Origin of the sequence: Nocardiopsis sp. MG754419, assembly GCF_018207095.1 — a bacterium.
Lineage (GTDB): Bacteria > Actinomycetota > Actinomycetes > Streptosporangiales > Streptosporangiaceae > Nocardiopsis.
This window is the reverse complement of the sequence record NZ_QOCZ01000024.1, coordinates 1-23,539: the sequence shown is the minus strand read 5'-3', so window position 1 is coordinate 23,539 and position 23,539 is coordinate 1. Positions and strand designations below refer to the sequence as shown.

Annotated in this window: 16 protein-coding genes and 1 pseudogene; 13 read left to right on the top strand and 4 right to left on the bottom strand. The window is 70.7% G+C overall.

All coding sequences use genetic code 11. The features are described from left to right. Positions 1 to 115: 115 nt before the first annotated feature. The 8 genes and pseudogenes from trpC to DSY14_RS28645 form a co-directional block, all read left to right on the top strand. Positions 116 to 922 carry an indole-3-glycerol phosphate synthase TrpC gene (gene trpC / locus DSY14_RS07270; protein ID WP_211715694.1) on the top strand — a complete coding sequence of 269 codons (807 nt, stop codon included), beginning with the start codon at positions 116 to 118 and terminating at the stop codon, positions 920 to 922. A gap of 247 nt (positions 923 to 1,169) precedes the next feature. Then, positions 1,170 to 2,387 (top strand): tryptophan synthase subunit beta, encoded by a 1,218-nt coding sequence (trpB, locus tag DSY14_RS07265; RefSeq protein ID WP_211715693.1) that lies wholly within the window; start codon positions 1,170 to 1,172, stop codon positions 2,385 to 2,387. Continuing rightward, the gene (gene trpA, locus DSY14_RS07260; protein WP_211715692.1) at positions 2,387 to 3,199 is read left to right on the top strand and encodes a tryptophan synthase subunit alpha; all 813 of its coding nucleotides are present in this window, start codon (positions 2,387 to 2,389) and stop codon (positions 3,197 to 3,199) included. Before trpB ends, trpA begins: the two co-directional genes overlap by 1 nt. 383 nt (positions 3,200 to 3,582) lie before the next feature. Continuing rightward, positions 3,583 to 4,086, top strand: coding sequence for a MauE/DoxX family redox-associated membrane protein (locus tag DSY14_RS07255; protein WP_211715691.1), 504 nt, complete (start codon positions 3,583 to 3,585; stop codon positions 4,084 to 4,086). 57 nt (positions 4,087 to 4,143) lie between these two features. Beyond that, positions 4,144 to 5,121 carry a thioredoxin domain-containing protein gene (locus DSY14_RS07250; protein WP_211715690.1) on the top strand — a complete coding sequence of 326 codons (978 nt, stop codon included), beginning with the start codon at positions 4,144 to 4,146 and terminating at the stop codon, positions 5,119 to 5,121. 55 nt (positions 5,122 to 5,176) lie between these two features. Further along, positions 5,177 to 6,286: a prolipoprotein diacylglyceryl transferase gene (gene lgt / locus DSY14_RS07245; protein ID WP_211715689.1), complete on the top strand. Its 1,110-nt coding sequence runs from the start codon at positions 5,177 to 5,179 to the stop codon at positions 6,284 to 6,286. Between the two features lie 102 nt (positions 6,287 to 6,388). Further along, positions 6,389 to 7,576 (top strand): hypothetical protein, encoded by a 1,188-nt coding sequence (locus DSY14_RS07240; protein WP_211715688.1) that lies wholly within the window; start codon positions 6,389 to 6,391, stop codon positions 7,574 to 7,576. Between the two features lie 203 nt (positions 7,577 to 7,779). Then, a pseudogene (locus DSY14_RS28645) lies at positions 7,780 to 8,814 on the top strand (hypothetical protein); the annotation flags it as partial. A gap of 51 nt (positions 8,815 to 8,865) precedes the next feature. Here DSY14_RS28645 and DSY14_RS07235 read toward each other — a convergent pair. Beyond that, entirely contained in the window at positions 8,866 to 10,623 is a 1,758-nt protein-coding gene (locus DSY14_RS07235) for a bis-aminopropyl spermidine synthase family protein (protein ID WP_211715687.1), read from the bottom strand. A gap of 583 nt (positions 10,624 to 11,206) precedes the next feature. Between DSY14_RS07235 and gltB the strand changes: the two genes are divergently transcribed. The 4 genes from gltB to DSY14_RS07215 all read left to right on the top strand — a co-directional run bounded on the left by gltB (position 11,207) and on the right by DSY14_RS07215 (position 18,877). Continuing rightward, entirely contained in the window at positions 11,207 to 15,763 is a 4,557-nt protein-coding gene (gene gltB, locus DSY14_RS07230; protein WP_211715686.1) for a glutamate synthase large subunit, read from the top strand. Positions 15,764 to 15,790: 27 nt separating this feature from the next. Next, entirely contained in the window at positions 15,791 to 17,245 is a 1,455-nt protein-coding gene (locus tag DSY14_RS07225) for a glutamate synthase subunit beta (RefSeq protein WP_211715685.1), read from the top strand. A gap of 282 nt (positions 17,246 to 17,527) precedes the next feature. Further along, positions 17,528 to 17,911: a DUF2784 domain-containing protein gene (locus tag DSY14_RS07220; RefSeq protein WP_211715684.1), complete on the top strand. Its 384-nt coding sequence runs from the start codon at positions 17,528 to 17,530 to the stop codon at positions 17,909 to 17,911. 72 nt (positions 17,912 to 17,983) lie between these two features. After that, a complete protein-coding gene (locus DSY14_RS07215) occupies positions 17,984 to 18,877 on the top strand; it encodes a prenyltransferase (RefSeq protein ID WP_211715728.1) in 894 nt (297 codons plus the stop codon). A 116-nt stretch (positions 18,878 to 18,993) separates the two neighbouring features. On the opposite strand, the gene DSY14_RS07210 is transcribed toward DSY14_RS07215, so the two are convergent. After that, positions 18,994 to 19,698 carry a maleylpyruvate isomerase N-terminal domain-containing protein gene (locus DSY14_RS07210; protein ID WP_307851154.1) on the bottom strand — a complete coding sequence of 235 codons (705 nt, stop codon included), beginning with the start codon at positions 19,696 to 19,698 and terminating at the stop codon, positions 18,994 to 18,996. 209 nt (positions 19,699 to 19,907) lie between these two features. Here DSY14_RS07210 and pyk point away from each other — a divergent pair, with 209 nt between their 5' ends. Then, positions 19,908 to 21,338: a pyruvate kinase gene (pyk, locus tag DSY14_RS07205; RefSeq protein ID WP_211715682.1), complete on the top strand. Its 1,431-nt coding sequence runs from the start codon at positions 19,908 to 19,910 to the stop codon at positions 21,336 to 21,338. 183 nt (positions 21,339 to 21,521) lie between these two features. On the opposite strand, the gene DSY14_RS07200 is transcribed toward pyk, so the two are convergent. Continuing rightward, positions 21,522 to 22,469: a DUF1266 domain-containing protein gene (locus DSY14_RS07200; RefSeq protein ID WP_211715681.1), complete on the bottom strand. Its 948-nt coding sequence runs from the start codon at positions 22,467 to 22,469 to the stop codon at positions 21,522 to 21,524. Positions 22,470 to 22,725: 256 nt separating this feature from the next. Next, positions 22,726 to 23,539 (bottom strand): class A beta-lactamase (bla, locus tag DSY14_RS07195; RefSeq protein ID WP_211715680.1); only part of this gene is annotated, 814 nt, incomplete at its 5' end.

The following is a 23,539-nucleotide window of genomic DNA, read 5'->3' as shown; positions in this document are numbered from 1 at the left end:
TACGATGACCACCACACGGTGTGACGGCGTGGCGTCCGAGCCCGCCGAGCCGATCCGCGCCCCAGGAGCCGGAACCGGTCACCGTGCGACGACTTTCACGAGGGAGCGAGAACTGGTGAGCGTGCTCGACGAGATCCTCGACGGAGTACGCGCCGACCTGGCGCAGCGGCAGGAGGAGCTCCCGCTGGACCGCCTCAAGGCCAAGGCCGAGTCGGTGCCCGTTCCCGCGGACGCCGAAGCCGCGCTGCGCCGCCCGGGTGTCCACGTGATCGCCGAGGTCAAGCGCGCCAGCCCCTCCAAGGGGCCGCTCGCGACCATCGACGACCCGGCCGACCTGGCCCGTGACTACGAGGCCGGCGGCGCCACCTGGATCAGCGTCCTCACCGAGAAGCGCCGGTTCAACGGCAGCCTCCAGGACCTCCAGGCCGTCCACGCCGCGGTGGACACCCCCCTGCTGCGCAAGGACTTCGTCGTCAGCTCCTACCAGCTGTGGGAGGCCCGTGTCTTCGGAGCCTCCGCGATCCTGCTCATCGTCGCGGCCCTGCCCCAGGAGGCCCTGGTCTCCCTGGTCGAGCGCGCCCGCTCCCTGGGACTGACCCCCCTCGTCGAGGTCCACGACGAGGAGGAGGTCGCCCGTGCGCTCGACGCCGGCGCCACCGTGATCGGCGTCAACGCGCGCAACCTCAAGACCCTCGAGGTCGACCGGGACACCTTCGCCCGGCTCGCCCCGCTCATCCCCGCCGACCGCGTCAGGATCGCCGAGTCCGGAGTCCGAGGCCCGCACGACCTGCTGGCCTACGCCGGAGCCGGAGCCGGGGCGGTCCTGGTCGGCGAGAGCCTGGTACGCGGACGCAACCCGCGTGAGGCCGTCGCCGACCTGGTCACCGCCGGGGCGCACCCCGCCCTGCGCGACCGGAACTGAGCGGGGAACCACCGACGATGGCGACGACCAGGCGCACGGAGCGGTCCGCGCACACGCTCCACCGCAGATGGCGATGGCTCTAGGGAGCCCACGGACGCACCCGTCCGCGGGTTCCCGCCGCCGCGTTGACCTCTGACCACCCCGCCGCCCGGGCCGGGCGGCGCACACCGGTCGACGCGCGGCCCCTCCGCGGCGCAGACGTCGGCGGAGGTGGGCCGCGGTCGGCCCGCTTCCAGGAGAACTTCCCATGAGCCACGCTCAACCGGTGCCCGACGACCGCGGGCACTACGGCCGTTTCGGTGGCCGTTTCGCGCCCGAGGCGCTCATCGCCGCCCTCGACGAGGTCGAGGCCGAATGGGCCAAGGCCAAGGACGACCCGGAGTTCCAGGCCGAACTGGACCGCCTGCTCACGGGCTACGCCGGACGCCCCAGCCTGCTCACCGAGGCCCGCAACTTCGCCGAGCACGCCGGTGGCGCCCGGATCCTGCTCAAGCGCGAGGACCTCAACCACACCGGCTCGCACAAGATCAACAACGTGCTCGGCCAGGCCCTGCTCACCAAGCGCATGGGCAAGACCCGCGTCATCGCCGAGACCGGCGCCGGCCAGCACGGCGTGGCCACCGCCACCGCCTGCGCCCTGCTCGGTCTGGACTGCCGCATCTACATGGGTGAGGCCGACACCGAACGCCAGGCGCTCAACGTCGCCCGCATGCGCATGTTGGGCGCCGAGGTGGTCCCGGTGACCATCGGCAGCCGCACCCTCAAGGACGCCATCAACGAGACGTTCCGCGACTGGGTCGCCAACGTCGACCACACCCACTACCTGTTCGGGACGGCCGCCGGCCCGCACCCCTTCCCCAAGCTGGTCCGGGACCTGCACTTCACCGTCGGGGCCGAGGCGCGACGCCAGGTCCGCGAACTCACCGGACGGCTTCCGGACGCCGTCGCCGCGTGTGTGGGCGGCGGATCCAACGCCATCGCGATCTTCGCCGCGTTCATCCCCGACGAGGACGTCGCCCTCTACGGTTTCGAGGCCGGGGGAGCGGGCGCCGACACCGACCGGACCGCCGCCTCCATCACCGCGGGCAGCCCCGGTGTCTTCCACGGTGCGCGCACCTACGTGCTCCAGGACGAGTACGGTCAGACGCTGCCCAGCCACTCCATCTCGGCCGGGCTCGACTACCCCGCCGTGGGCCCCGAACACGCCCACCTGGCCGCCACCGGCCGCGCCACCTACGAACCGGTCACCGACGCCGAGGCCATGGAGGCCTTCCGTCTCCTGTGCCGGACCGAGGGCATCATCCCGGCCATCGAGAGCGCCCACGCGCTCGCCGGGGCCCGGCGCCTGGGCGAGCGGTTGGGTCCGGACGCCGTCATCCTGGTGAACCTCTCCGGACGCGGGGACAAGGACGTCAACACCGCCGCCGACTACTTCGGCCTCGTCGACTCGGAGGGACAGGCGTGATGCCGACCACCACACTGCAGAGCAAGCTGGCCCAGGCCCGTGAGGCCGGTCGCGCCGCGCTCATCGGCTACCTCCCGGCCGGGTTCCCCGACGTGGACTCCTCCATCAGGGTCGTCCAGGCCATGGTGGAGGGCGGCTGCGACGTCATCGAGGTCGGTCTGCCCTACTCCGACCCCATGATGGACGGACCCACCATCCAGCGCGCCGCCGACCGTGCGCTGGCCGCGGGCACCACCACCGATGACGTGTTCCGGGTCGTGGAGGCCACCGCCGCCACCGGTGCCGCGGCGTTGGTCATGTCCTACTGGAACCCGATCGAGCGCTACGGGGTGGAGCGCTTCGCCACCGAACTGGCCAAGGCGGGCGGGGCCGGGGTCATCACGCCCGACCTCATCCCCGAGGAGGCCGACGAGTGGTACGCCGCCTCCGAGCAGGCCGGACTCGACCGGATCTTCCTGGTCGCGCCGTCCTCCTCCGACCGGCGTCTGGCCCTGACCACCGAGGCCTCCAGCGGTTTCGTCTACGCCGCCTCGCTCATGGGCGTCACCGGCACCCGCACCCAGGTCGCCGACACCGCCGAGACCCTGGTCCGTCGGACCCGCGAGGTCACCCGGGACTCCGGGCTGCCGATCTGTGTGGGCCTGGGCATCTCCACCGCGGCCCAGGCCGCCGAGGTCGCCGCCTACGTCGACGGGGTGATCGTGGGCGCCGGTTTCTGCCAGCGGATCCTGGACGCACCCGACCTGGAGACCGGCCTCATCGCCGTCCGCTCCTTCGCCGAGGAACTCTCCGGGGGCGTCCGCTCCCGGTAGTGGGCCGCGTCGGGCCGGTGCCTTCGCCGGTGCCCGCACGGTTCCTTCGGCCCTGGTCCGGGGACACCCGACCCTTGCGGTGGGCCGCACCCTCACGGTGCGGCCCACCGTTCGTACGTGCCCGGTCAAAGGCGGGGTAAAGAGGGTGAGAATCGGGTGAGAAGGGGGTGGGAGAACGTCCGAATCCGCCCCGGCCGGACGTTTCGATGGTGTGATGGCAGTGTCCCGGTCGGTCCGGTCGCCCTCCTCGGTCCACCGGATTCCGCGGCCCTGTGTCGGGCGGTGACTACACACAGTAGGATCTCATGCGACACGAAGAGCGACGGAGCGCGTACCCCGCGCCATGGTCGCGGCCGACCGAACCGCACTCCCGAAGGCCCCAGATGACGGACACACCCGACGCGACCCGGCAGACCACCACCCGCTGGGAGACCGTCCAACCCTGGATCAGTCTCGCCTGCCGTCTGGGCCTGGCCGCGGTCCTCATCACCGCCGCCGTCACCAAGTTCCCACCGGCCCTGTCGGTCCAGGCGGTGGAGGCCTACGACCTCTTCCCGACCGACATCGCCCGGCTCATCGGCTACACGCTTCCCCTCTTCGAGATCGCCCTGGCCCTCCTGCTCCTCCTCGGCTTGGCCACCCGCTACTCCGGGGCCGTCGGCGCGATCCTCATGGTCGTCTTCATCGCCGGGATCATCTCCGCGATGGCCCGGGGCCTGTCCATCGACTGCGGCTGTTTCGGCGGCGGCGGCCAGGTCGACCCGGAGGAGACCAAGTACGGGGTCTCCATCGCCCGCGACATCGCCTTCGGTGCGATGGGCGCGTTCCTCGCGATCTGGCCCCGTTCACCCTTCGCCCTCGATCGTGTCCTCGGGCTCTACCGGTGAACCCGGAGCACACCGCGACCACGATCGACCACCCAAAAGTCAGAAACAGGGGAAAGCATGGGGAGTGAAGCGCGCAAGCGCTCCCGTGAGAAGCTCAGGGAACAGCGGGAGAAGGAGAAGCGGGCCGCCCAGCGGAAGAAGACCCTCCTCGTCGTCGGCATCGCCGCCGCCGTGGTCCTACTGGTCGTCGGGATCGGCTACGCCGTCCTCACCTCCGGCCAGGGCGACGGCTACGAGGGGCCCCTCGCCACGCAGACCCTCCAGGAGGGCGGCAGCGTGGTCATGGCCGACGAGGGCGTGAACGCCCCCGTCGTCGAGGTCTACGCCGACTACCAGTGCCCCGCCTGCCGCCAGTTCGAACTCCTCAACGGCGACCTCCTCAAGGAACGCGCCGCCTCCGGTGAGGCCATCGTCCACTACCGGCCGGTGAGCATCTTCGCCCAGCAGGAGGTGCCCATCAGCAGCAACTCGTTGCGCGCCGGCGCCGCCGCCCGGGCCGCCGCCGACCACGACGTCTTCGTCGAGTACAACGACCTGCTCTTCGAGAACCAGCCCACCGAGGGCCGTGAGGGCTTCAGCGTCGAGGAACTCAAGGAGTGGTTCCGCCAGACCGACGCCGACGGCACCGCCGCCGACGAGTTCGACGAACGGCTCGACGCCGAGGCCGAGGTCGTCACCCGGTTCACCGAGGAGTTCCTGCCCGCGCTGACCGCCGACGCCACCGAGGAGATCGGCGAGGAGACGCTCGGGACCATGGTCCTGACCGATCTGCTCAGCTGGGGGGCGGCCAACGGACACGACCCCGCGTTCCTCGACGGGACCTACACCGGCGAGATCATCGACGCCACGGGAACGGCTTACACTCGCTACAGCGGAGACAACATGTTCCGCGGAACACCCGCCGTCTACATCAATGGCGAGTTGCTCGACAACAACGCGGCCATGACCACACGCGGACTCTCGGAGGCCATCGCCTCCGCCGGCGAGGGCGATGTCGACACCGAGCCGATGGGCGACGGGGGTGAAGCGGAGTAGAACCCCTGAAGAGACTCCCCGCACGCGGGGCGGACCCGAGAGCAGAGAAGTGACATTGTCGTCGACAGCTTCCGAGGGCGCGGCCGAGTACGGCCGCGCCCTCGCGGCCATTCCCAGCCCCCAGGTCAACTCGATCCCGATCGGGCCCCTGGAGATCCACTTCTACGCGCTGTGCATTCTCGCCGGTGTCATCGCCGCCGTGTACTGGAGCGAGCGCCGGTGGAAGGCCATGGGCGGTGAGCCGGGCACCATCATGGACATGGCCGTCTGGGCCGTCATCCTCGGTCTCGTCGGCGGGCGTCTCTACCACGTCATCAGCGACGCGCAGCTGTACTTCGGCCCCGGCAAGGAACCCATCCGGGCCCTGTTCATCTGGGAGGGCGGTCTCGGGATCTGGGGCGCCATCCCGCTCGGCGCCGTCGGTGTGTGGCTGGTCGCCCGCAAGCGCGGGCTCTCGATGTCCAAGCTCGCCTTCGCCATCGCCCCCACCATCCCCCTCGCCCAGGCCATCGGCCGCTGGGGCAACTACTTCAACCAGGAGCTCTTCGGTCGCCCCACCGACCTGCCCTGGGCCGTGGAGATCAACCTCACCCCCGAGGGGTACCTGCGCGCCGGCATGGAGCCCGGCGTGACCACCTACCACCCCACCTTCCTCTACGAATCCCTGTGGTGCCTGGGCCTGGCCATCCTGCTGGCCTACCTGGGCCGTCGCTTCGAGGGCTCGCTCCAGGGCGGTCGTCTCTTCGCCCTGTACGTCATGGGTTACTGCGTGGGCCGTTTCTGGATCGAGTACCTGCGCGTGGACCCCGCCAACGACTTCTTCGGCCTGCGCCTGAACAACTGGACCTCCATCGCCGTGTTCGCCGGTGCCCTGGCCTACTTCGTGTGGGCCGGACGCCGTCTCGACCGCTTCTCCACCGCCGTCCTGCCGCACGGCCACGACGCCGGAACCCAGGTCTTCGGGCCCACCGGGGCCAAGACCGAGGAGGAGGGCACCGTCTACAGCGCCGTCGACACCGACGACTCGGTGTTCGACCAGGGCAGTGACGTGAGCGACGAAGCCGGAACGGAATACCACCCGAGCCCTGAGCGATCTAGTAGCGAGGGCCCGACGGAGGACGACGCCAAAGGCGCGGGAGACGACTCCGGGTCGAGGCCCGAGTAGCGCGGGGAAGCCGAGTTCCGGCGCGTCGGCCCGTGGCCGACGGCGCCGCGGGCCTATCCCGCACCAGTCGAGCAGACCACGGGTTGACGATTGAGAAAGACCGTGAGCAGAGCCGAGTCCGGTTTCGGACGCAAGAAGCGGCGCGGCGGCTCCCGCCGCGCCGGCGGCACCCAGACCGGGGACCACGTCGACGACTACGGTCGTGAGGACGAGGAGTTCGAGCAGGGTTACGACCCGGAGGAGGATTTCTCCGACGAGTACGGACACCACCACACCCGGTCCGGCGCCGACCAGTACGACGACCACGACTCCTACGACGAGTACGGGTACGACGGCGACGACCACGACGACCGGGACGACGACGCCCCGAACGCCGAGTCCACGGGCGCACGCAGGGGCGGGCGACGCAAGGGCAAGGACAAGCGCGGTGTAGGCCGTGTCTCCGCGTTCTCCGCGTCCGCGATCAAGAAGGTGTCCGTCCTGGGGGACCGGCCCAACCAGATCGTGTACACCCTCGCCGAACAGAGCAAACGCAAGCGCGGCACCGCCGTTCTGGGCGTGCTCCTGGGCGCCTTCAGTATCGCCCTCGTGGCACTCCTGGGAATGCTGTCCTTCCAGCTCCTCTCCGGGGGAGGCGGTTCCGGCGGTGGTGAGGACTCCATCGTGGCGCCGCCCGACGGCCACAGCACGCTCACACCCGAGCAGTACCGTTTCCAGGCGAACGATCCCGAGGTGTTCGGGCCCATCGACGCTCGACCCGCCGATGCCGAACCCATGACGGAGGAGGCCGTCTTCGGGTCGGTCGAGGAGCTCGAACTGGGCGACATGCAGTTGGAGCTGCGCGACTCCGAGATCACCGACTCCTGCACCTCGCTGGTGTGGGGCGACGGACTCGGACAGAGCCTGATCGACGCCGACTGCACCGGAGCTGCCTCCGGTGTGTACACCGACGGCGGTGGGGACCACGTCGCGCAGGTCACCCTGTTCGACCTGTCCGACAGCGACGCCGCCACCGACGTGGCCGGAGCCCTGGACCCGACCAACGCCGAGACCGACCTCGGCTTCCTGCTGAGCCGGACCGGTGGCGACGTCGAGGGACTGCAGGACGGGTACAGCCAGGCCAGTACCCAGGTCATGGGTCACTACCTGGCCGTGTTCTGGTCGGCCGCGGCCGACGGCTCCTCGCCCGGTGAGGACTCGGACCTGGCCACCCTGGACGTGGCCTCCATGAGCGCCTTCGGCTTCGTCTACGACGAGGTCGTCGCCCACCGGGGCGACGAGGGGGAGTGAGGCGCACCGCCCCGTAGGGCACGCCCGGCGGAAGGATCCGCTGGTCTGTCCGGCCCCTGTCGGACCTCCCGATAGGATCTCGGACAGATCGACCCGTCCGCCGAGGCCGTGCCCGAGGCGGATGATCCCTCCCCTCGAATCCCGAGCGCAAGCGGGCCGGTCACCTCGTGTGACCGGCCCGCACCCACGGAAAGGTCCTTTGGGTGTCCCCTTCTGAACCCTCGACGCCCGGCAGGCCGGGCCGCCGAAGGAAAAACAGCGAGCCCGACGAACAGCAGACACAGACCCCCTCCAGGGCGAGCACACGCCGACGCGGTGGCGGTGGCGGTGGCGGCCGACGCAAGAAGGAGCCCCGGCGCTCCGGTCGGATGCTGACCATCCTCGTGGGGACTCTGGTGGTGGCGCTGATCGCGCTGGGCGTGGTCCTGTTCGTGCAGCTCACGGGGGACGAGGGGGGCGACGCGGACGCGCAGGAGAGCCGACCGGTCGTCTACAAGGTCCGCGACGCCGGCAACATGAACGAGGTCCTGGCCTCCCGCGAGGTCGACGACCGCCCCCTCAACGAGGGTGAGCTGTTCGAGCGCCGCAACGCCGAGATCTCCAGCCAGAGCATCGACTTCACCCTGGAGGAGTCGGACCTGACCGAGGACTGCTCCACCGCGGTGTGGGGCGAGGAGGTCACCGCGGCCCTGGCCGACGCCGAGTGCACCCAGGCCGGCCGCGCCACCTACGTCGCCGACGACTACTTCGGTGTGGCCGCCGTGTTCAACCTGGCCGACATCGAGGGCAGCCGCGCGGTCGCCCAGGCCATGGAACTCCCCGCCCCCGAGGAGGGCCAGGAGGCCGAGGAGGTCGTCGACCCGGGCTTCCTCCTACCGCCTTCGGGCACCGAGCCCTTCGACCGACTCGGCTCCGGCTACAGCGCCGCCGACGCCGTCGTCAGCGGCCACTACCTCGTCGTGCTCTGGGTACAGCCCACCGACTCCGACTCGGTCGAGGAACGCGTGACCCTCTCCACCCCGCTCGTGGCCCTGGCCAACTTCCGCGACCCCCTCTTCCGCCGCATGCTCGAGTACGCGGACGACTCCGAGGACACCGGCTCCGAGGGCACGGAGGGCACCGAGGAACTCGGCGGCGAACCGGGCGCCGACCCCGGAACCGAACCCGGCACGGAGCCGGGCACCGAGGAACTCCCCGGTGCCGGTCTGCCCGGTGAGGCGGAGGTCCCGGTGGCGCCCACGGAGAGCGTCTCTCCGTGGGGCCCGCCGTGTCGTGTCCCGGGGCCGTCCTCAGCCGGACCGCAGTTCCTCCGCGCGCGCCAGCAGTTCCGAGGTCAGCGCACGCAGCGCCGAGAACCGATGTTCGGGCAGGTCCAACAGGCTGTGCCCGGGCAGCCACGCCGGCGCCGACGCCACCGCGTGCCGGGCCGTGCGTTTGTTGATCGCCTGCTCACGCCAGGCCGCCACCTCGACGAGCCCGGTCCGCAGCGTGGTGGTGAGCGTCCCGTGCGCCCGGCCCTGTACGTGGGCGAGCAGGCGGCCGCTGCTCCCACCGGGTTCGGCGTTGCGCTCCAACCGGATCGCCGTCAGGTCCGAGGCACCGAACCCGCGCAGGAAACGCACCCGCATCCCCGGTTCCACCATCGACCGGAACGCCTTCTGGCCCACCTCGTCACGCACCCACGACGAGGCCGACGGCACGAGCATGTACGCGCTGTCGGCGGTCGTGGCCAACGCCACCCGCGGAGCGATCCGGTCCCACCCGCCGGTGAGGTCGATCGCGGCGCACGTGCCCACGGCGGTGGGGGAGGACATCCAGGTGGACAGTCGCACCCGGACCTCCCTGCACACCTCGCGCGGCCAGTCGCCCACCAACGCAGGGGAGCCCTCCGCCTCCGCACCGCGGTCCTCCGCCACGCGCTCCAACACCGCCAAGGCCCGCGCGGCGTCCGACCGCCCGCGCGCCTCCTTGGCGTTGACCCCCTGGCTGTACACCCGGGCGCTCTCACCGTCGGGGAAGGGGAGCGTCTTCGACAGCGGTCGGAGCACGTACAGGTCACTGGCGGCGCCGATCGACTCCGCACCCAGGTAACGGTTGAAGTCCGGCCACACCGCCTCCATGAGCAGCCCCAGGCGCACCAGGCGGGTCTGGACGGCGGCGGCCAGCTTCGGCGTCGTCTCGCTCGCACCGTAGGCGACCAGCACGCGGCCCTTGCGGGGGTCGACCAGGGCCTCCACCCCACGCCGGACGAACAGCTCCACGCCGTCCGGGGTGTAGGGAGGGTCGGTGAACACCACGTCCGCGCGCTCGCGCAACGCCTGCGGCAGACCCAACCGCAGGTCGGCGCTGTGCGTGCCGATCGTGAGGCCCAGACGTTCGGCCACCGCGTCGATGTGCTCCAGGACCCGTTCGTCCAGGTCCACGACCTCGACCCTGGCCCCCGGCAGGACCAGGGACAGCGCCACCGACGTCAGGTCGTGGTCGCCCACGCACACCAGGGTGCGTCCGGTCAGTTCGAACCGCGTGGCCAGGAACAGGGCGCGACGCAGAGCCGTCTCGGCGCTCGCGGCCACGTGGTCCAGGTCCAGGTCGGAGGCCGGGCCCTCGGCGACGGCCCGCACCAGCTCCGCCGCGGCCCGTGGGTGGTCGTTGAGCAGATGGGCCACGGGGTCGGCGAGCATCGCCGTCGTCGCTCCCCGGTAGTGGCCCGGACGCAGCAACCGGTACCGGTCACCGTCCCGGTCCGTCTCCCCGGACTCGTCCAGCGCCCCCAGCAGGGAGCGCACCACACTGTGGGCCACACCGCCGGCGCGGACCAGGTCGTTGGCGCTCCACCACCGTCCGTCGGAGAGCAACGACAGGATGAGGCGGGGGCGGGGCGCGTCCACTCCGTACTCGTGCAGGAACGTCTCCGCGCTCTCGGGCAGGGGAGGGCCCGAACCGGAGGGGAGCGTGGCCGAGGTGTCCAGAACCGGGACACCCGGTACACGTGCGGGGTCGCTTGGGGCGCCGGGGTCCGGGCCGGGGGAAGTCGGGTCTCCTGCCATCCGACGATCTTCCCATGGCGTGCGCACCACAACGGTGACGCAGGTCAGGGTGGTTCGTCACCGATGAGGGAGATATCACTCCCCGGGGGTGTTCCTCCCCCCTTGGGTGTGGCGTTAACCCCGGGGTAATCTGAGGTCACGCCCCCGCGCGCTTCGAGAAGCCGGGTGAACGTCCGGCCATGGGTCGGTGTTCGATCTCCCGGGTGAGGTTTAGCGGGGGTCCCGTGTGGAACAACGGGCTAGGCCGGCTCTCATCGGACGACGACGCGCATCCGAGAGGGACAGGCGTCACCTTCCACCCACCGGGCGCGCAGGAGACCGAGGGCGCACCGCGGCGTCCTCTGGTCTAGACCTACGATTCGCATCGTGGCAGGACCTGCGTGTATAAGAGAACCTGCCCATGGCGGGCGACCCGATCACCACCGGCGACACGAGGACGTGGACGCGACACGGTAGGTGGCCCAGGGCGCCCGACCGACGGGACCCGCCCCCGGGCGGACACAACAGCATCACGTACGCAGCAGGGCCAATGTCGTCCCGAATGCGCTTTTCACGAAGCCGACTGAAGACGACAGGAGGGCAGATGCCTGCTGGACACGTGCGGCGTTCGTCCGTCCGAGCGAACGCGGAATCCACTTCCCAGGGCCTGTACGACCCCGCCCACGAACACGACGCCTGCGGTGTCGGCTTCGTGGCCGACCTCACCGGTCGTCGTAGTCACGACATCGTGCAGAAGGCGCTCACGGTCCTGCGCAACCTCGATCACCGAGGCGCCTCCGGGGCCGACCCCGACGACGGCGACGGCGCGGGCATCCTGACCCAGGTCCCCCACGAGCTCTACACCGAGGTCTGCGACTTCGACCTCCCCGAGGCCGGCACCTACGCCACCGGTATCGGCTTCCTGCCCTCGGACGCCGCCGAACGCGCCGTCGCGGTCGAGAAGATCAACGCCATCGTCGCCGACGAGGGCCTGACGGTCCTGGGCTGGCGCGAGGTCCCCTTCGAGCCGCAGTACAGCGGCCCCGCGGCCCGCGAGGTCATGCCCTACTTCGGGCAGCTGTTCATCACCGGCGCCGAGGGCACCCCCGCGGAGGGGCTCACCGGCATCGCGCTCGAACGCTTCGCCTACTGCGTCCGCAAGCGCGCCGAGCACGAGACCGACGTCTACTTCCCGAGCCTGTCCCCGCGCACCATCGCCTACAAGGGCATGCTCACCACGCCCCAGCTGGAGCCGTTCTTCCCGGACCTGTCCGACCGCCGCTACGCGTCCGGTCTGGCCCTGGTCCACTCGCGGTTCTCCACCAACACCTTCCCGTCCTGGCCGCTGGCCCACCCGTTCCGCTACGTCGCGCACAACGGTGAGATCAACACCGTCAAGGGCAACCGGAACATGATGCGCTCGCGCGAGGCCAAGCTCGCCAGCGAACTCATCCCCGGCGACCTGGACCGCATCTTCCCGATCGTCGACCCGGACGACTCCGACACCGCCTCCTTCGACGACGCCCTGGAGCTGCTCCACCTCGGCGGCCGTTCCCTGCCGCACGCGGTCCTCATGATGATCCCGGAGCCCTGGGAGAACCACACCGAGATGGACCCGGCCGTCCGGGCCTTCTACGAGTACCACTCCACCCTGATGGAGCCCTGGGACGGTCCCGCCTCGGTGTCCTTCACCGACGGCACCCTCGTCGGCTCCGTCCTGGACCGCAACGGTCTGCGCCCCGGCCGCTACTGGGTGACCGAGGACGGTCTCGTCGTCCTGGCCTCCGAGGCCGGCGTCCTCGACATCGACCCGGCCACGGTCGTCCGCAAGGGACGCCTGCAGCCCGGCCGCATCTTCGTCGTCGACACCGCCCAGGGGCGGATCATCGAGGACGAGGAGATCAAGGCCGACCTCGCCGCCGAGCAGCCGTACCAGGAGTGGATCGACTCCGGCGTCCTGCGCCTGGCCGACCTCGCCGAGGCCGAGCCCACCCCGGTCACCGAACTCAAGCTCGCCCAGCAGGTGTTCGGCTACACCGAGGAAGAGCTCCGCATCATCCTCACCCCGATGGCCCGCACCGGCGCCGAGCCCATCGGTTCCATGGGCACCGACACCCCGGTCGCGGCGCTGTCCGCCCGCTCGCGTCAGCTCTTCGACTACTTCTCGCAGAACTTCGCGCAGGTCACCAACCCGCCGCTGGACGCCATCCGGGAGGAGATGGTCACCAGCCTGGCCACCCTCCTCGGCGCCGAGCACAACATCCTCGACGCGGCCCCCGGGGACACGCAGCGCCTCGTGCTGCCCACCCCGGTCGTCGACGAGGCCGGTCTCGCCGCCATCGTCGCCGCGGGCGGGACCAACCCGGCCCTGCGGACCTTCACCGTCGACGGGACCTACCCCGTCGAGGGCGGTGGGGACACCCTGTCCGCCCGCCTGGACGAGATCAACGCCGAGGTGTCCGCCGCCATCGCCGACGGCGCCCACATCCTCGTGCTCAGTGACCGCGGCGCCGACGCGGAACGGGCGCCCATCCCGTCGCTGCTGCTCACCGGGTCCATCCACCACCACCTCGTCCGCGAGAAGACCCGCACCGAGGTGGGCCTGCTCATCGAGGCCGGCGACGTCCGCGAGTGCCACCACGTGGCCCTGCTCCTCGGCTACGGCGCCTCCGCGGTCAACCCGTACCTGGCCCTGGAGACCGTCCGCGACATGGTCCAGCGCGGCACCCTCGGCGGCGTCGACGCCGACACCGCCGTGCGCAACACCCTCAAGGCCTACGCCAAGGGTGTCCTCAAGGTCATGTCCAAGATCGGTGTCTCCACCGTCAGCTCCTACACCGGTGCCCAGATCTTCGAGGCCCTGGGCCTGGGCCAGGACGTCATCGACCGCTGCTTCACCGGCACCACCTCCCGCCTGGGCGGCGTGGGCTTCGACGTCCTCGCCGAAGAGGTCGCCATCCGTCACCGCCACGCCCACACCACCAACCCCAACGCGCACCGGCGCCTGGAGGTCGGCGGCGAGTACCAGTGGCGTCGCGAGGGCGAGCCCCACCTGTTCAACCCCGAGACGGTCTTCAAGCTCCAGCACTCCACCCGGAGCCGCAAGTACGAGATCTTCAAGGAGTACACGAGCAAGGTCGACGACCAGGCCGAGAAGCTCATGACCCTGCGCGGGCTCTTCCGCCTCAAGGAGGGCGTGCGCGAGCCGATCTCCATCGACGAGGTCGAGCCCGTCTCGGAGATCGTCCGGCGCTTCTCCACCGGCGCCATGTCCTACGGCTCCATCTCCGCCGAGGCGCACGAGACCCTCGCCATCGCGATGAACCGCCTCGGCGGCAAGTCCAACACCGGCGAGGGCGGCGAGGACCCGGCCCGCTTCACCCCGGACGCCAACGGGGACCTGCGTCGCAGCGCCATCAAGCAGGTGGCCTCCGGCCGCTTCGGCGTCACCTCGCACTACCTCAGCAACGCCGACGACATCCAGATCAAGATGGCCCAGGGCGCCAAGCCCGGTGAGGGCGGTCAGCTGCCCGGCCACAAGGTCTACCCGTGGGTCGCCGACACCCGGCACTCCACCCCCGGCGTCGGCCTCATCTCGCCGCCGCCCCACCACGACATCTACTCCATCGAGGACCTCGCCCAGCTCATCCACGACCTCAAGAACGCGAACCCGTCCGCGCGGGTCCACGTCAAGCTGGTCTCCGAAGCGGGTGTGGGCACCGTCGCCACGGGCGTCTCCAAGGCCCACGCCGACGTCGTCCTCATCTCCGGCCACGACGGAGGCACCGGCGCCTCGCCGCTGACCTCCCTCAAGCACGCGGGCACCCCCTGGGAGCTCGGCCTCGCCGAGACCCAGCAGACCCTGCTGCTCAACGGCCTGCGCGACCGCATCGTCGTCCAGGCCGACGGCCAGATGAAGACCGGTCGCGACGTCGTCATCGCCGCCCTGCTCGGCGCCGAGGAGTACGGTTTCGCCACCGCGCCCCTCGTCGTCTCCGGCTGCGTCATGATGCGCGTCTGCCACCTCGACACCTGTCCCGTGGGCGTGGCCACCCAGAACCCCGCCCTGCGCGAGCGGTTCTCGGGCAAGGCCGAGTACGTGGTGAACTTCTTCGAGTTCATCGCCCAGGAGGTACGCGAGTACCTCGCCCTGCTCGGCTTCCGCAGCCTCGACGAGGCCATCGGCGCCGTCGACCTGCTCGACACCGCCGACGCCGTCGACCACTGGAAGGCGCAGGGCCTGGACCTGTCGCCGATCCTGCACGAGGTCGAGCCCATCGCCGGCGACCACCGTTCGCAGCGCCGTGGCCAGGACCACGGTCTGGAGAAGGCCCTGGACAACACCCTCATCCAGCTCAGCGAGGGTGCCCTGGACTTCGGTCGGCCGGTCGGTCTCGAACTCCCGGTCCGCAACGTCAACCGGACCGTCGGCACCATGCTCGGCCACGAGGTCACCAAGCGCTACGGCGCCGACGGTCTGCCCACCGACACCATCGACGTCACCTTCACCGGCTCCGCGGGACAGTCCTTCGGCGCCTTCGTACCCAAGGGCGTCACTCTGCGCCTGCACGGTGACGCCAACGACTACGTCGGCAAGGGCCTCTCGGGCGGCCGCGTCATCGTCCGCCCCGACGAGGCCTCCACCCTCGTCGCCGAGGAGCACATCATCGCCGGCAACGTCATCGGTTACGGTGCCACCTCCGGTGAGATCCTCCTCCGCGGTGTCGTCGGCGAACGCTTCTGCGTCCGCAACTCCGGCGCCACCGCCGTCGTCGAGGGCATCGGCGACCACGGTTGCGAGTACATGACCGGCGGCCGCGCCGTCGTCCTGGGCCGCACCGGCCGCAACTTCGCCGCGGGGATGTCCGGAGGCATCGCCTACGTCCTCGATCTGGACGCCGAGCGTGTCAACGGCGAGATGGTCGAGATCGAGGAGCTCACCGACGACGACCGTGACTTCCTCACCGGGATCCTGACCCGCCACCACGCCGAGACGGGTTCCGCCGTCGCCGAACGCCTCCTGGCCGACGGCCACCTCGGACTGGCCCGCATCGCCAAGGTCATGCCGCGCGACTTCAAGCGCGTCCTGCTCGCCCAGGCCGAGGCCGAACGCGATGGTCGCGACGTCGACGAGGCCGTCATGGCCTCCGCGCAGTCCTGAAGCCGTTCCACGAAAGGAGGAAGAACCATGGCAGACCCCAAGGGTTTCCTGAAGATCACCGAGCGCGAGCTCCCCACCCACCGTCCGGTCGACGTGCGTATCCAGGACTGGCGCGAGGTCCACGAGGACTTCGACCGGGGGGCCGTCACCAAGCAGGCCTCACGCTGCATGGACTGCGGCATCCCCTTCTGCCACAACGGCTGCCCTCTCGGCAACCTCATTCCGGAGTGGAACAACCTCGTCTACACCCACGACTGGGCCGAGGCGATCGAGCGACTCCACGCCACCAACAACTTCCCCGAGTTCACCGGACGCCTCTGCCCGGCGCCCTGTGAATCGGCCTGCGTGCTCGGCATCAACCAGCCCGCCGTCACCATCAAGAACGTCGAGGTCTCCATCATCGACCGCGCGTGGGAGGAAGGCTGGGTCAAGCCCCTGCCCCCCACCCACCGCACCGGCAAGAAGGTCGCCGTCGTCGGCTCCGGCCCCGCCGGTCTGGCCGCCGCGCAGCAGCTCACCCGCGCCGGACACGACGTCACCGTCTACGAGCGCGCCGACCGCGTCGGCGGGCTGCTCCGCTACGGCATCCCCGAGTTCAAGATGGAGAAGCGGCACATCGACCGCCGCCTCGCCCAGATGAGCGCCGAGGGCACCGCCTTCCGCACCGGTGTCGAGGTCGGCGTCGACATCACCGTCGACCGACTCAAGGCCGACCACGACGCCGTGGTCCTCACCGGTGGCGCCACCCAGTGGCGCGACCTGCCCGCCACCGGGCGCGAGCTCAAGGGCATCTACCAGGCCATGGAGTACCTGCCCCTGGCCAACCGGGTGCAGGAGGGCGACCTCGAACGCGCCCCCATCCACGCCGAGGGCAAGCACGTCGTCGTCATCGGCGGCGGCGACACCGGCGCCGACTGCGTCGGCACCGCCCACCGGCAGGGCGCCGCCTCGGTGACCCAGCTGGAGATCATGCCCAAGCCTCCGGTGAACCGGCCCGACCACCAGCCCTGGCCCACCATGCCGATGCTGTACAAGGTCACCAGCGCCCACGAGGAGGGCGGCAAGCGGATCTACTCCGTGAACACCGTCGAGTTCGTCGGGGACGAGGACGGCAACGTCCGCGCCCTCCGACTCGTCGAGGTCAAGCGCGGAGCCAACGGTTTCGAGCCCGTCGAGGGCACCGAACGCGAGATCCCCGCCGACCTCGTCACCCTCGCGATGGGCTTCGTCGGCCCGGAGAAGAAGGGCATGATCGAGGAGCTCGGCGTCGAGCTCGACGGTCGCGGCAACGTCGTCCGCGACAGCGACTACCGCACCACCGTCGACGGCGTCTTCTGCGCGGGCGACATGGGTCGTGGCCAGTCCCTCATCGTGTGGGCCATCGCCGAGGGGCGCTCCGCCGCCGCCGGCGTGGACCGCTACCTCACCGAGGACACCACCCTCCCGGTCGCCATCCCGCCCACCGAGCGCCCGCTCGTGTAGGTCGAGCATCCGTCCGGACACGGACCGCAGCGCGTCGGGCGCGGGGATCCTCCCCGCGCCCGACGCGTGTCCGGGAGGTGTGCCCGCGAGGTCTCCGTCGTGCCAGGCCCGGTGTGCGCACACCCGCACGGCGGGGCGGCGACCTGCGGGACCCGCGGTGCGCCGTCCCGTTCCCGGCGATCCCAGCCACGAGCCCTCCGTCGGTTCCGGCGGGCACGGTCCGTCGGAACCGCCCCGAAGAACACCCTGGGTGGTGCGACGCACAGGCCCTAGGCTCGACCCATGATCTTCCGGCTGATCGGCGAGGGCGCCATGGTCCTGCACATGGCCTTCCTCGTCTACGTCGCCCTCGGCGGCTACCTCGCCTGGAAGTGGCCCCGCGCCTTCTGGCCGCACCTCGCCTGCGCCCTCTACGGCCTCGGCATCACCGTCATCGGTTGGGACTGCCCCCTCACCCACGTCGAGAACTGGGGACGCGAACGCGCCGGCCAGGCCGGACTCCCGCCAGGAGGGTTCATCGAGCACTACCTCACCGGGGTCGTCTACCCCACCGAACACCTCCTCGGCGCCCAACTCCTCGTCGCCCTCAGCGTCGCCGTCTCCTGGGCCGGAGCCGCGTTCCTCCTCGCACGTCGACGGCGTCGTCCCCCGGAGAACCCGGCGTAAAGATCGCGAATGGATCGCGCACCCGCCCTTCACCCCCGGGCCGGGCGCGCTTACCGTCGAAGCATGACCGTTGTGACCTGGGATTCGTACCGCGCAGCCGACCACTTCATCATGCGCAGCGCCCGGCTCATCGACCGGCACCGCTTCGCCTTCCACTTCCAGTCCGGATCGCCCGAGCCCGTCCGCGCAGCACTCGCCGCCCACCGCAACCTCGACGGCGGCTACGGCAACAGCCTCGACCCCGACCTCCGGGGCCACGGCAGCCAACCCGTCGCCACCGAGATCGCCCTGCGTCACCTCGACGAGCTCGGCACCATCCCCGAGGACCTCGGACAGGGCATCTGCCGCTTCCTGTCCCGGTCCGCCAACGACGACGGCGGAGTCCCCGCCGTCCTGCCGAGCGTCCGGTACACCGAAGCCGCACCCTGGTACCTCAAGACGACGGACTTCTCCAGCCGACTCGACGTCACCGCCATGATCGCCGGGCTGCTGCACAAGAACCACATCACGCACCCCTGGCGCGACCAGGCCACCGCCTACTGCTGGACCCGCATCAACGCACTGCACTGGACCGACCCGCACGAGGCCATCGGTATCTGCACGTTCCTGCGCCACGTGCCCGACCGGCCTCGCGCCATGGCCGCGATGAGCCGGCTCTCCACCATGATGCGCGCCGTCATCGACGTCCACCCGCGGGCCACCGGCCACGTCCACACACCACTCGACCTGGCCTGCCACCCGCACCACATCGCCCGGCCGCTCTTCACCGAGGACGAGATCGCCCGCAATCTCGACGCCTTCGAGGAGCAGCAGCGCCCCGACGGTGGCTGGGACGCCTGCTGGGACCACTGGGACACCGCCGCCACCCTCGAACGCGAAGGCATGCGCACCATCCAGCGTCTGCGGGTCCTGCGCGCCTACGGCCGTCTGGTGCCCGACCTGCCGCGGCCACCCCGTTTCCGCTGATCCGACCGTACCCACCGCGCCCCGCACACCCAAGGGGCGCGGTGGATACGGTCGGGCCGCACTCCCGAGGTGATCTCACCCACGCCGGCCGCGGGCACCCGCCGTACGCACGGCGCTCACCCCAGCGTCAGGACCCGGACCCCCGCGGCCTCCAGCGCCTCACGCTCCACACGGCGCGACGCACGACCCGTCACCACGCGCACCGCCTCCAGCGCGCCCGCGCCCTCCACGTCCGGCAGTACCGCGCGCACCGCCGCCCGGTCGGCCGCACCGAACAGCAGTTCCCGCACCAGGTCCAGGCCGCGGTCGGACACCCACGGCCTCCGCTCCAGGGCGTCCGCCAGATCCAGTCCGTGCAGGACCAGTTCGGTCACCCGCGTCGTCAGGAAGTCCGTCAGCAGCATCGGATCACCATGCCGGGTCACCAGCGTGCGATCCTCCGGCTCGCGCGCCACGCGCTCTCTCAGAGCCGACCAGAGCACTCCCAGTACCCGACCCGGCTCGGCCGCGTCCGGTCGTCGCGCCGCCCGCTCCGCGGCGTCACGGACACGCGCACCGTTCACCTCGGGGGAGAAACGCACCCGCGGCGAGTAGTACCCGGGTGCCGACACCGGTCGGGCGGCGGCGTCCGCCGCCCCCGTGTCCAGTGTCACGCTCACCTGGTGGAGCGCCCCCACCGTGTGCACCGAGAGCGCCGCCACATCCCACGGCGCGCACCGCGTCGGCCGCACCACCTCGTCCTCGGACAGCCCGAGCAGGACCTCCTCCAACGCCGTCACCTCGTCCGCCAGAGCGGCCATCACCACGCCACGCTCCACCACCGCACACCCTTCACCCGTCCACGAAACGCCCACGGACCGGACCATGACACACCCCTCCCCGGCACCGGTCCACCCCCTCCCGGCCGTCCCCACAACGCCCGAGAACCGTCACTCAGGGTGATCGGGTTCGCTCCCGCTCCACCTCGCATACGTCCATTCGCAACCTGGTTTAGACCACTCCATCCCTCGGACGCTCTAAAGTGATAGGCGTGACACGTCGAGCAAAGATCGTTGCGACCCTCGGACCCGCCACCTCGAGCCCGGAGACCCTCCGGCGCCTCGTGGACGCCGGACTGGACGTCGCTCGCCTCAACCTCAGCCACGGAACCCACGACGACCACCACGCGAGCCTGGCCAATCTCCGGCAGGCCGCGCAGGAGGCCAACCGAGCCGTCGGCGTCCTCGCCGACCTCCAGGGCCCCAAGATCCGTGTGGGCACCTTCCCCGACGGACCCATCGAACTCGCCGCCGGAGACGAGTTCACCATCACCATCGAGGACGTCCCCGGAGACCAGAACAGGGTCTCCACGACCTACAAGGGACTCCCCGGAGACGTACGCCCCGGTGACCGCGTCCTCATCGACGACGGCCGCGTCGTGCTGGAGTGCACCAAGACCACCAGCACCGACGTCCTCACCCGCGCCATCTTCGGCGGCACCGTCTCCAACCACAAGGGACTCAACCTCCCCGGCGTCGCCGTGAGCGTTCCGGCGCTCACCGACAAGGACGAGAAGGACCTGCGCTGGGCCCTGCACCAGGGCGTCGACATGGTCGCCCTCTCCTTCGTGCGCAGCCCCGCCGACGCCGAGGAGTGCCACCGCATCATGGACGAGGAGGGCATCACCGTCCCCCTCATCGCCAAGATCGAGAAGCCCCAGGCCGTCGAACGTCTCCAGGACATCATCGAGGTCTTCGACGGTGTCATGGTCGCCCGCGGCGACCTGGGCGTCGAGCTGCCCCTGGAGAACGTCCCGATGGTGCAGAAGCGCGCCATCGAGCGCTGCCGCGACAAGGCCAAGCCGGTCATCGTCGCCACCCAGATGCTGGAGTCGATGATCGGGGCGCCCCGGCCGACCCGCGCCGAGACCTCCGACGTCGCCAACGCCGTCCTCGACGGTGCCGACGCCGTCATGCTCTCCGGTGAGACCAGCGTCGGTCAGTACCCCATCGAGACCGTCGAGACCATGGCGCGCATCGTCGGTGCCGCCGAGCAGGAGTCCCTGCGCGCCTCGCACATCCTCAACCGGGTGCCCGAGACCACGGGCGGCGCCATCGCCCGTGCCGCGGCCGAGATCGGCGCGACCGTCGGAGCCAAGGCCCTCGTCGCCTTCACCATGTCCGGTGAGACCGCCCGGCGTCTGGCCCGCTACCGCTCGCCCATCCCGCTGCTGGCCTTCACCACCGAGGGCAGCACGCGTGGCCTGCTCTCCCTCACCTGGGGTGTGGAGAGCAACCTGGTGCCCTGGGTCGACAACACCGACGACATGGTCCGCCAGGTGGAGAGCGAGCTCCTGCGGCTCGGCGACCACCACAAGGGCGACAAGGTCGTCATCGTCGCCGGCAGCCCGCCCGGAACCACCGGTTCCACCAACTCCCTGCGGGTGCACCGCCTCGGCGACGCCGTCGCCCTGAACAACTGACACGCGGCGCCCACGGCGCCGCGACCACGGGCCGCATCAGGTCCGGCCCGGAGCCCGGCGATCACGCCGGAGCGTTCCGGGCCGACCGGTGCGGCCGGAGCCGTTCGCGGCGATCAACGCATCGAACGGACGACGACCTCCACCAGGGGAGGCCGGTGTGTCCACGGTCCCCGGTTCCGGCGCTCAGTCCTGGTTCGAGGACACGCCCTCGAACGGGACCCGCTCCAACGGCATGTCCCACGGCAGAAGGTTCCAGGGGCTGCGGGGATCCTCGTCCAACAGACCCAGCGCCGTCCACACGCGGTCCGCGTCCCCGTGGTCGCCCTCCACGCCCTTGTCGGGCCACAGGAGATAGCCGGCGTGGAAGGCCGACGACAGCTGTCCCCACGACGCGTACCGTCGCTGCAGATCCGACGCGACCCGGCGCAACGACGTCTGCGTCTCCACCGGGCTCAACCAGTCGAGCGTCGCCCCGCCGCACACCAGGCGGATGGCGTGCACCGACTTCCACCACTGGTAGGCGCCGATCATCACGGTCTCGTCGCCCTCGGCCACACCCGTGACCGACCGCAGGCGCGCCACCTGTTCCTCGGACAGCCGCACCATCGCACCGGTGTCCTCACCGCCGTCGGGCAGGCGCGACCGCGCCGTCCCCGAACGCAGGTCCACGACCAGGTCCAGACTCGGGCCGTTGTGCAGCTCCTCCAGGAGTCCCTCGATCGCGGCCAGCAGCGATTCGCGGTCGACGACCGACCACTGGCGTTCCAGCATGCGTCGGTACCGGCGACGGAGGTTGGGGCGGGCCACCACGTCCCATGGTTCGGCCAGTGCCACCCGGAACGGGGCGGCGGCCGCGGCCGCCCACCGCTCGGTGCTCAACGGGGCGTCCGGCGACTTGGTACGGATGGTCGGATGCTCCCGTGACCCCACCACCAGTTCCGCGAACGAGCCCGCCACCAACGCGAGCAGGGGTAGGAACGACCAGCCCGGAAGATCCAGGGCCACCAGCACGACGGCGAGCAGCGCGACCGGAGTCCACAACCACGGCTGGCGCCGCCGGGACCCCCAGGCCACCACGACCCAGGCGCCGATCACCAGCGCACCGATCACCCCGGCCACCGCGGTCAACACCCGACGCCCCTCTCCTCGCAGCCGGCCCCTTCCCCAGGACCGCACGCCATCAAGGATCAGGGACGGCGGGCCTCCACAGCGACCGAACCCACGGGTTGTACTCAGGTTGTGGCCGTGATGTGACCGGTTCAGCCTGCTTTTACCGCCATAAAGTGACAAAAGGCCTCTTTGGGCTGGAAGGAGCCGGGTAAAAGAGGGGGTTCCGGTCGATCTGTCCCACAGTGACCAGAACCCCCGCACGCTCCACCGGCCGCACTCAGCCCAGGGCCTCCACCACGATCTCCGTGGCCTCCGCGATCAACGCGTCGTCGTACTCCGCGTCCTCCACATCCCGACTCGACAGCACCGCCAGCACGATCGGATCACCCTCCTCCGGCCAGAGCACCCCGATGTCGTTACGCGTCCCGTGGCCCCCGGCACCGGTCTTGTCGCCCACGGTCCACCCCTCCGGAACCCCCGCCCGGATCAGGTCGTCCCCCGTGGTGTTGCGCACCAACAGATCCACCAGCACCTCACGACGCTCCTCCGGCAGCACGTCCCCCAACGTGAACGCCTCCAGGCTCCCCGTGAGCGCCTCCGCCGTACTGGTGTCCCGCTCGTCCCCGGGCGCGGCCTCGTTCAGATCCGTCTCCCACCGCACCGGCCGGGTCACCTCGTCCCCGGTCGCCTCCGCCAGCGCCTCCCCGAACCCCTCGGGGCCGCCGATCTCCTCCAACAGCAGGTTCGCCGCCGCGTTGTCACTGAACCGCACCGTCGCGTCGCACAGCTCCAACAAGGACATCCCCGAGTCCAGGTGCTCCTCCACGATGGGGGAGTGCGGCACCAGCACGTCCTCGTCGAACGTGATCACCCGCTCCATCTCCGACAACGAGTGCTCCGCCAGCACCACACCCGCCAACAACGCCTTGAACGTGGACGCGTAGGCGAACCGTTCGCCCTCCTGGAACGCCACCTCCTCCCCGGACCCGGTGTCCACCGCGTACACACCGAGCCGCGCGTCGTACTCCGCCTCCAACGCCTCGAACTCCGCGGACGGATCCACCACCGTCGCCCCCGACGCGGGCGAGGCG

Coding starts and splice junctions, on each gene's coding strand:
- DSY14_RS07255 (WP_211715691.1), top strand. CDS start 3,583: ATGACGGACACACCCGACGCGACCCGGCAGACCACCACCCGCTGGGAG.
- DSY14_RS07235 (WP_211715687.1), bottom strand. CDS start 10,623: ATGGCAGGAGACCCGACTTCCCCCGGCCCGGACCCCGGCGCCCCAAGC.
- DSY14_RS07225 (WP_211715685.1), top strand. CDS start 15,791: ATGGCAGACCCCAAGGGTTTCCTGAAGATCACCGAGCGCGAGCTCCCC.
- trpB (WP_211715693.1), top strand. CDS start 1,170: ATGAGCCACGCTCAACCGGTGCCCGACGACCGCGGGCACTACGGCCGT.
- DSY14_RS07220 (WP_211715684.1), top strand. CDS start 17,528: ATGATCTTCCGGCTGATCGGCGAGGGCGCCATGGTCCTGCACATGGCC.
- gltB (WP_211715686.1), top strand. CDS start 11,207: ATGCCTGCTGGACACGTGCGGCGTTCGTCCGTCCGAGCGAACGCGGAA.
- trpA (WP_211715692.1), top strand. CDS start 2,387: ATGCCGACCACCACACTGCAGAGCAAGCTGGCCCAGGCCCGTGAGGCC.
- DSY14_RS07250 (WP_211715690.1), top strand. CDS start 4,144: ATGGGGAGTGAAGCGCGCAAGCGCTCCCGTGAGAAGCTCAGGGAACAG.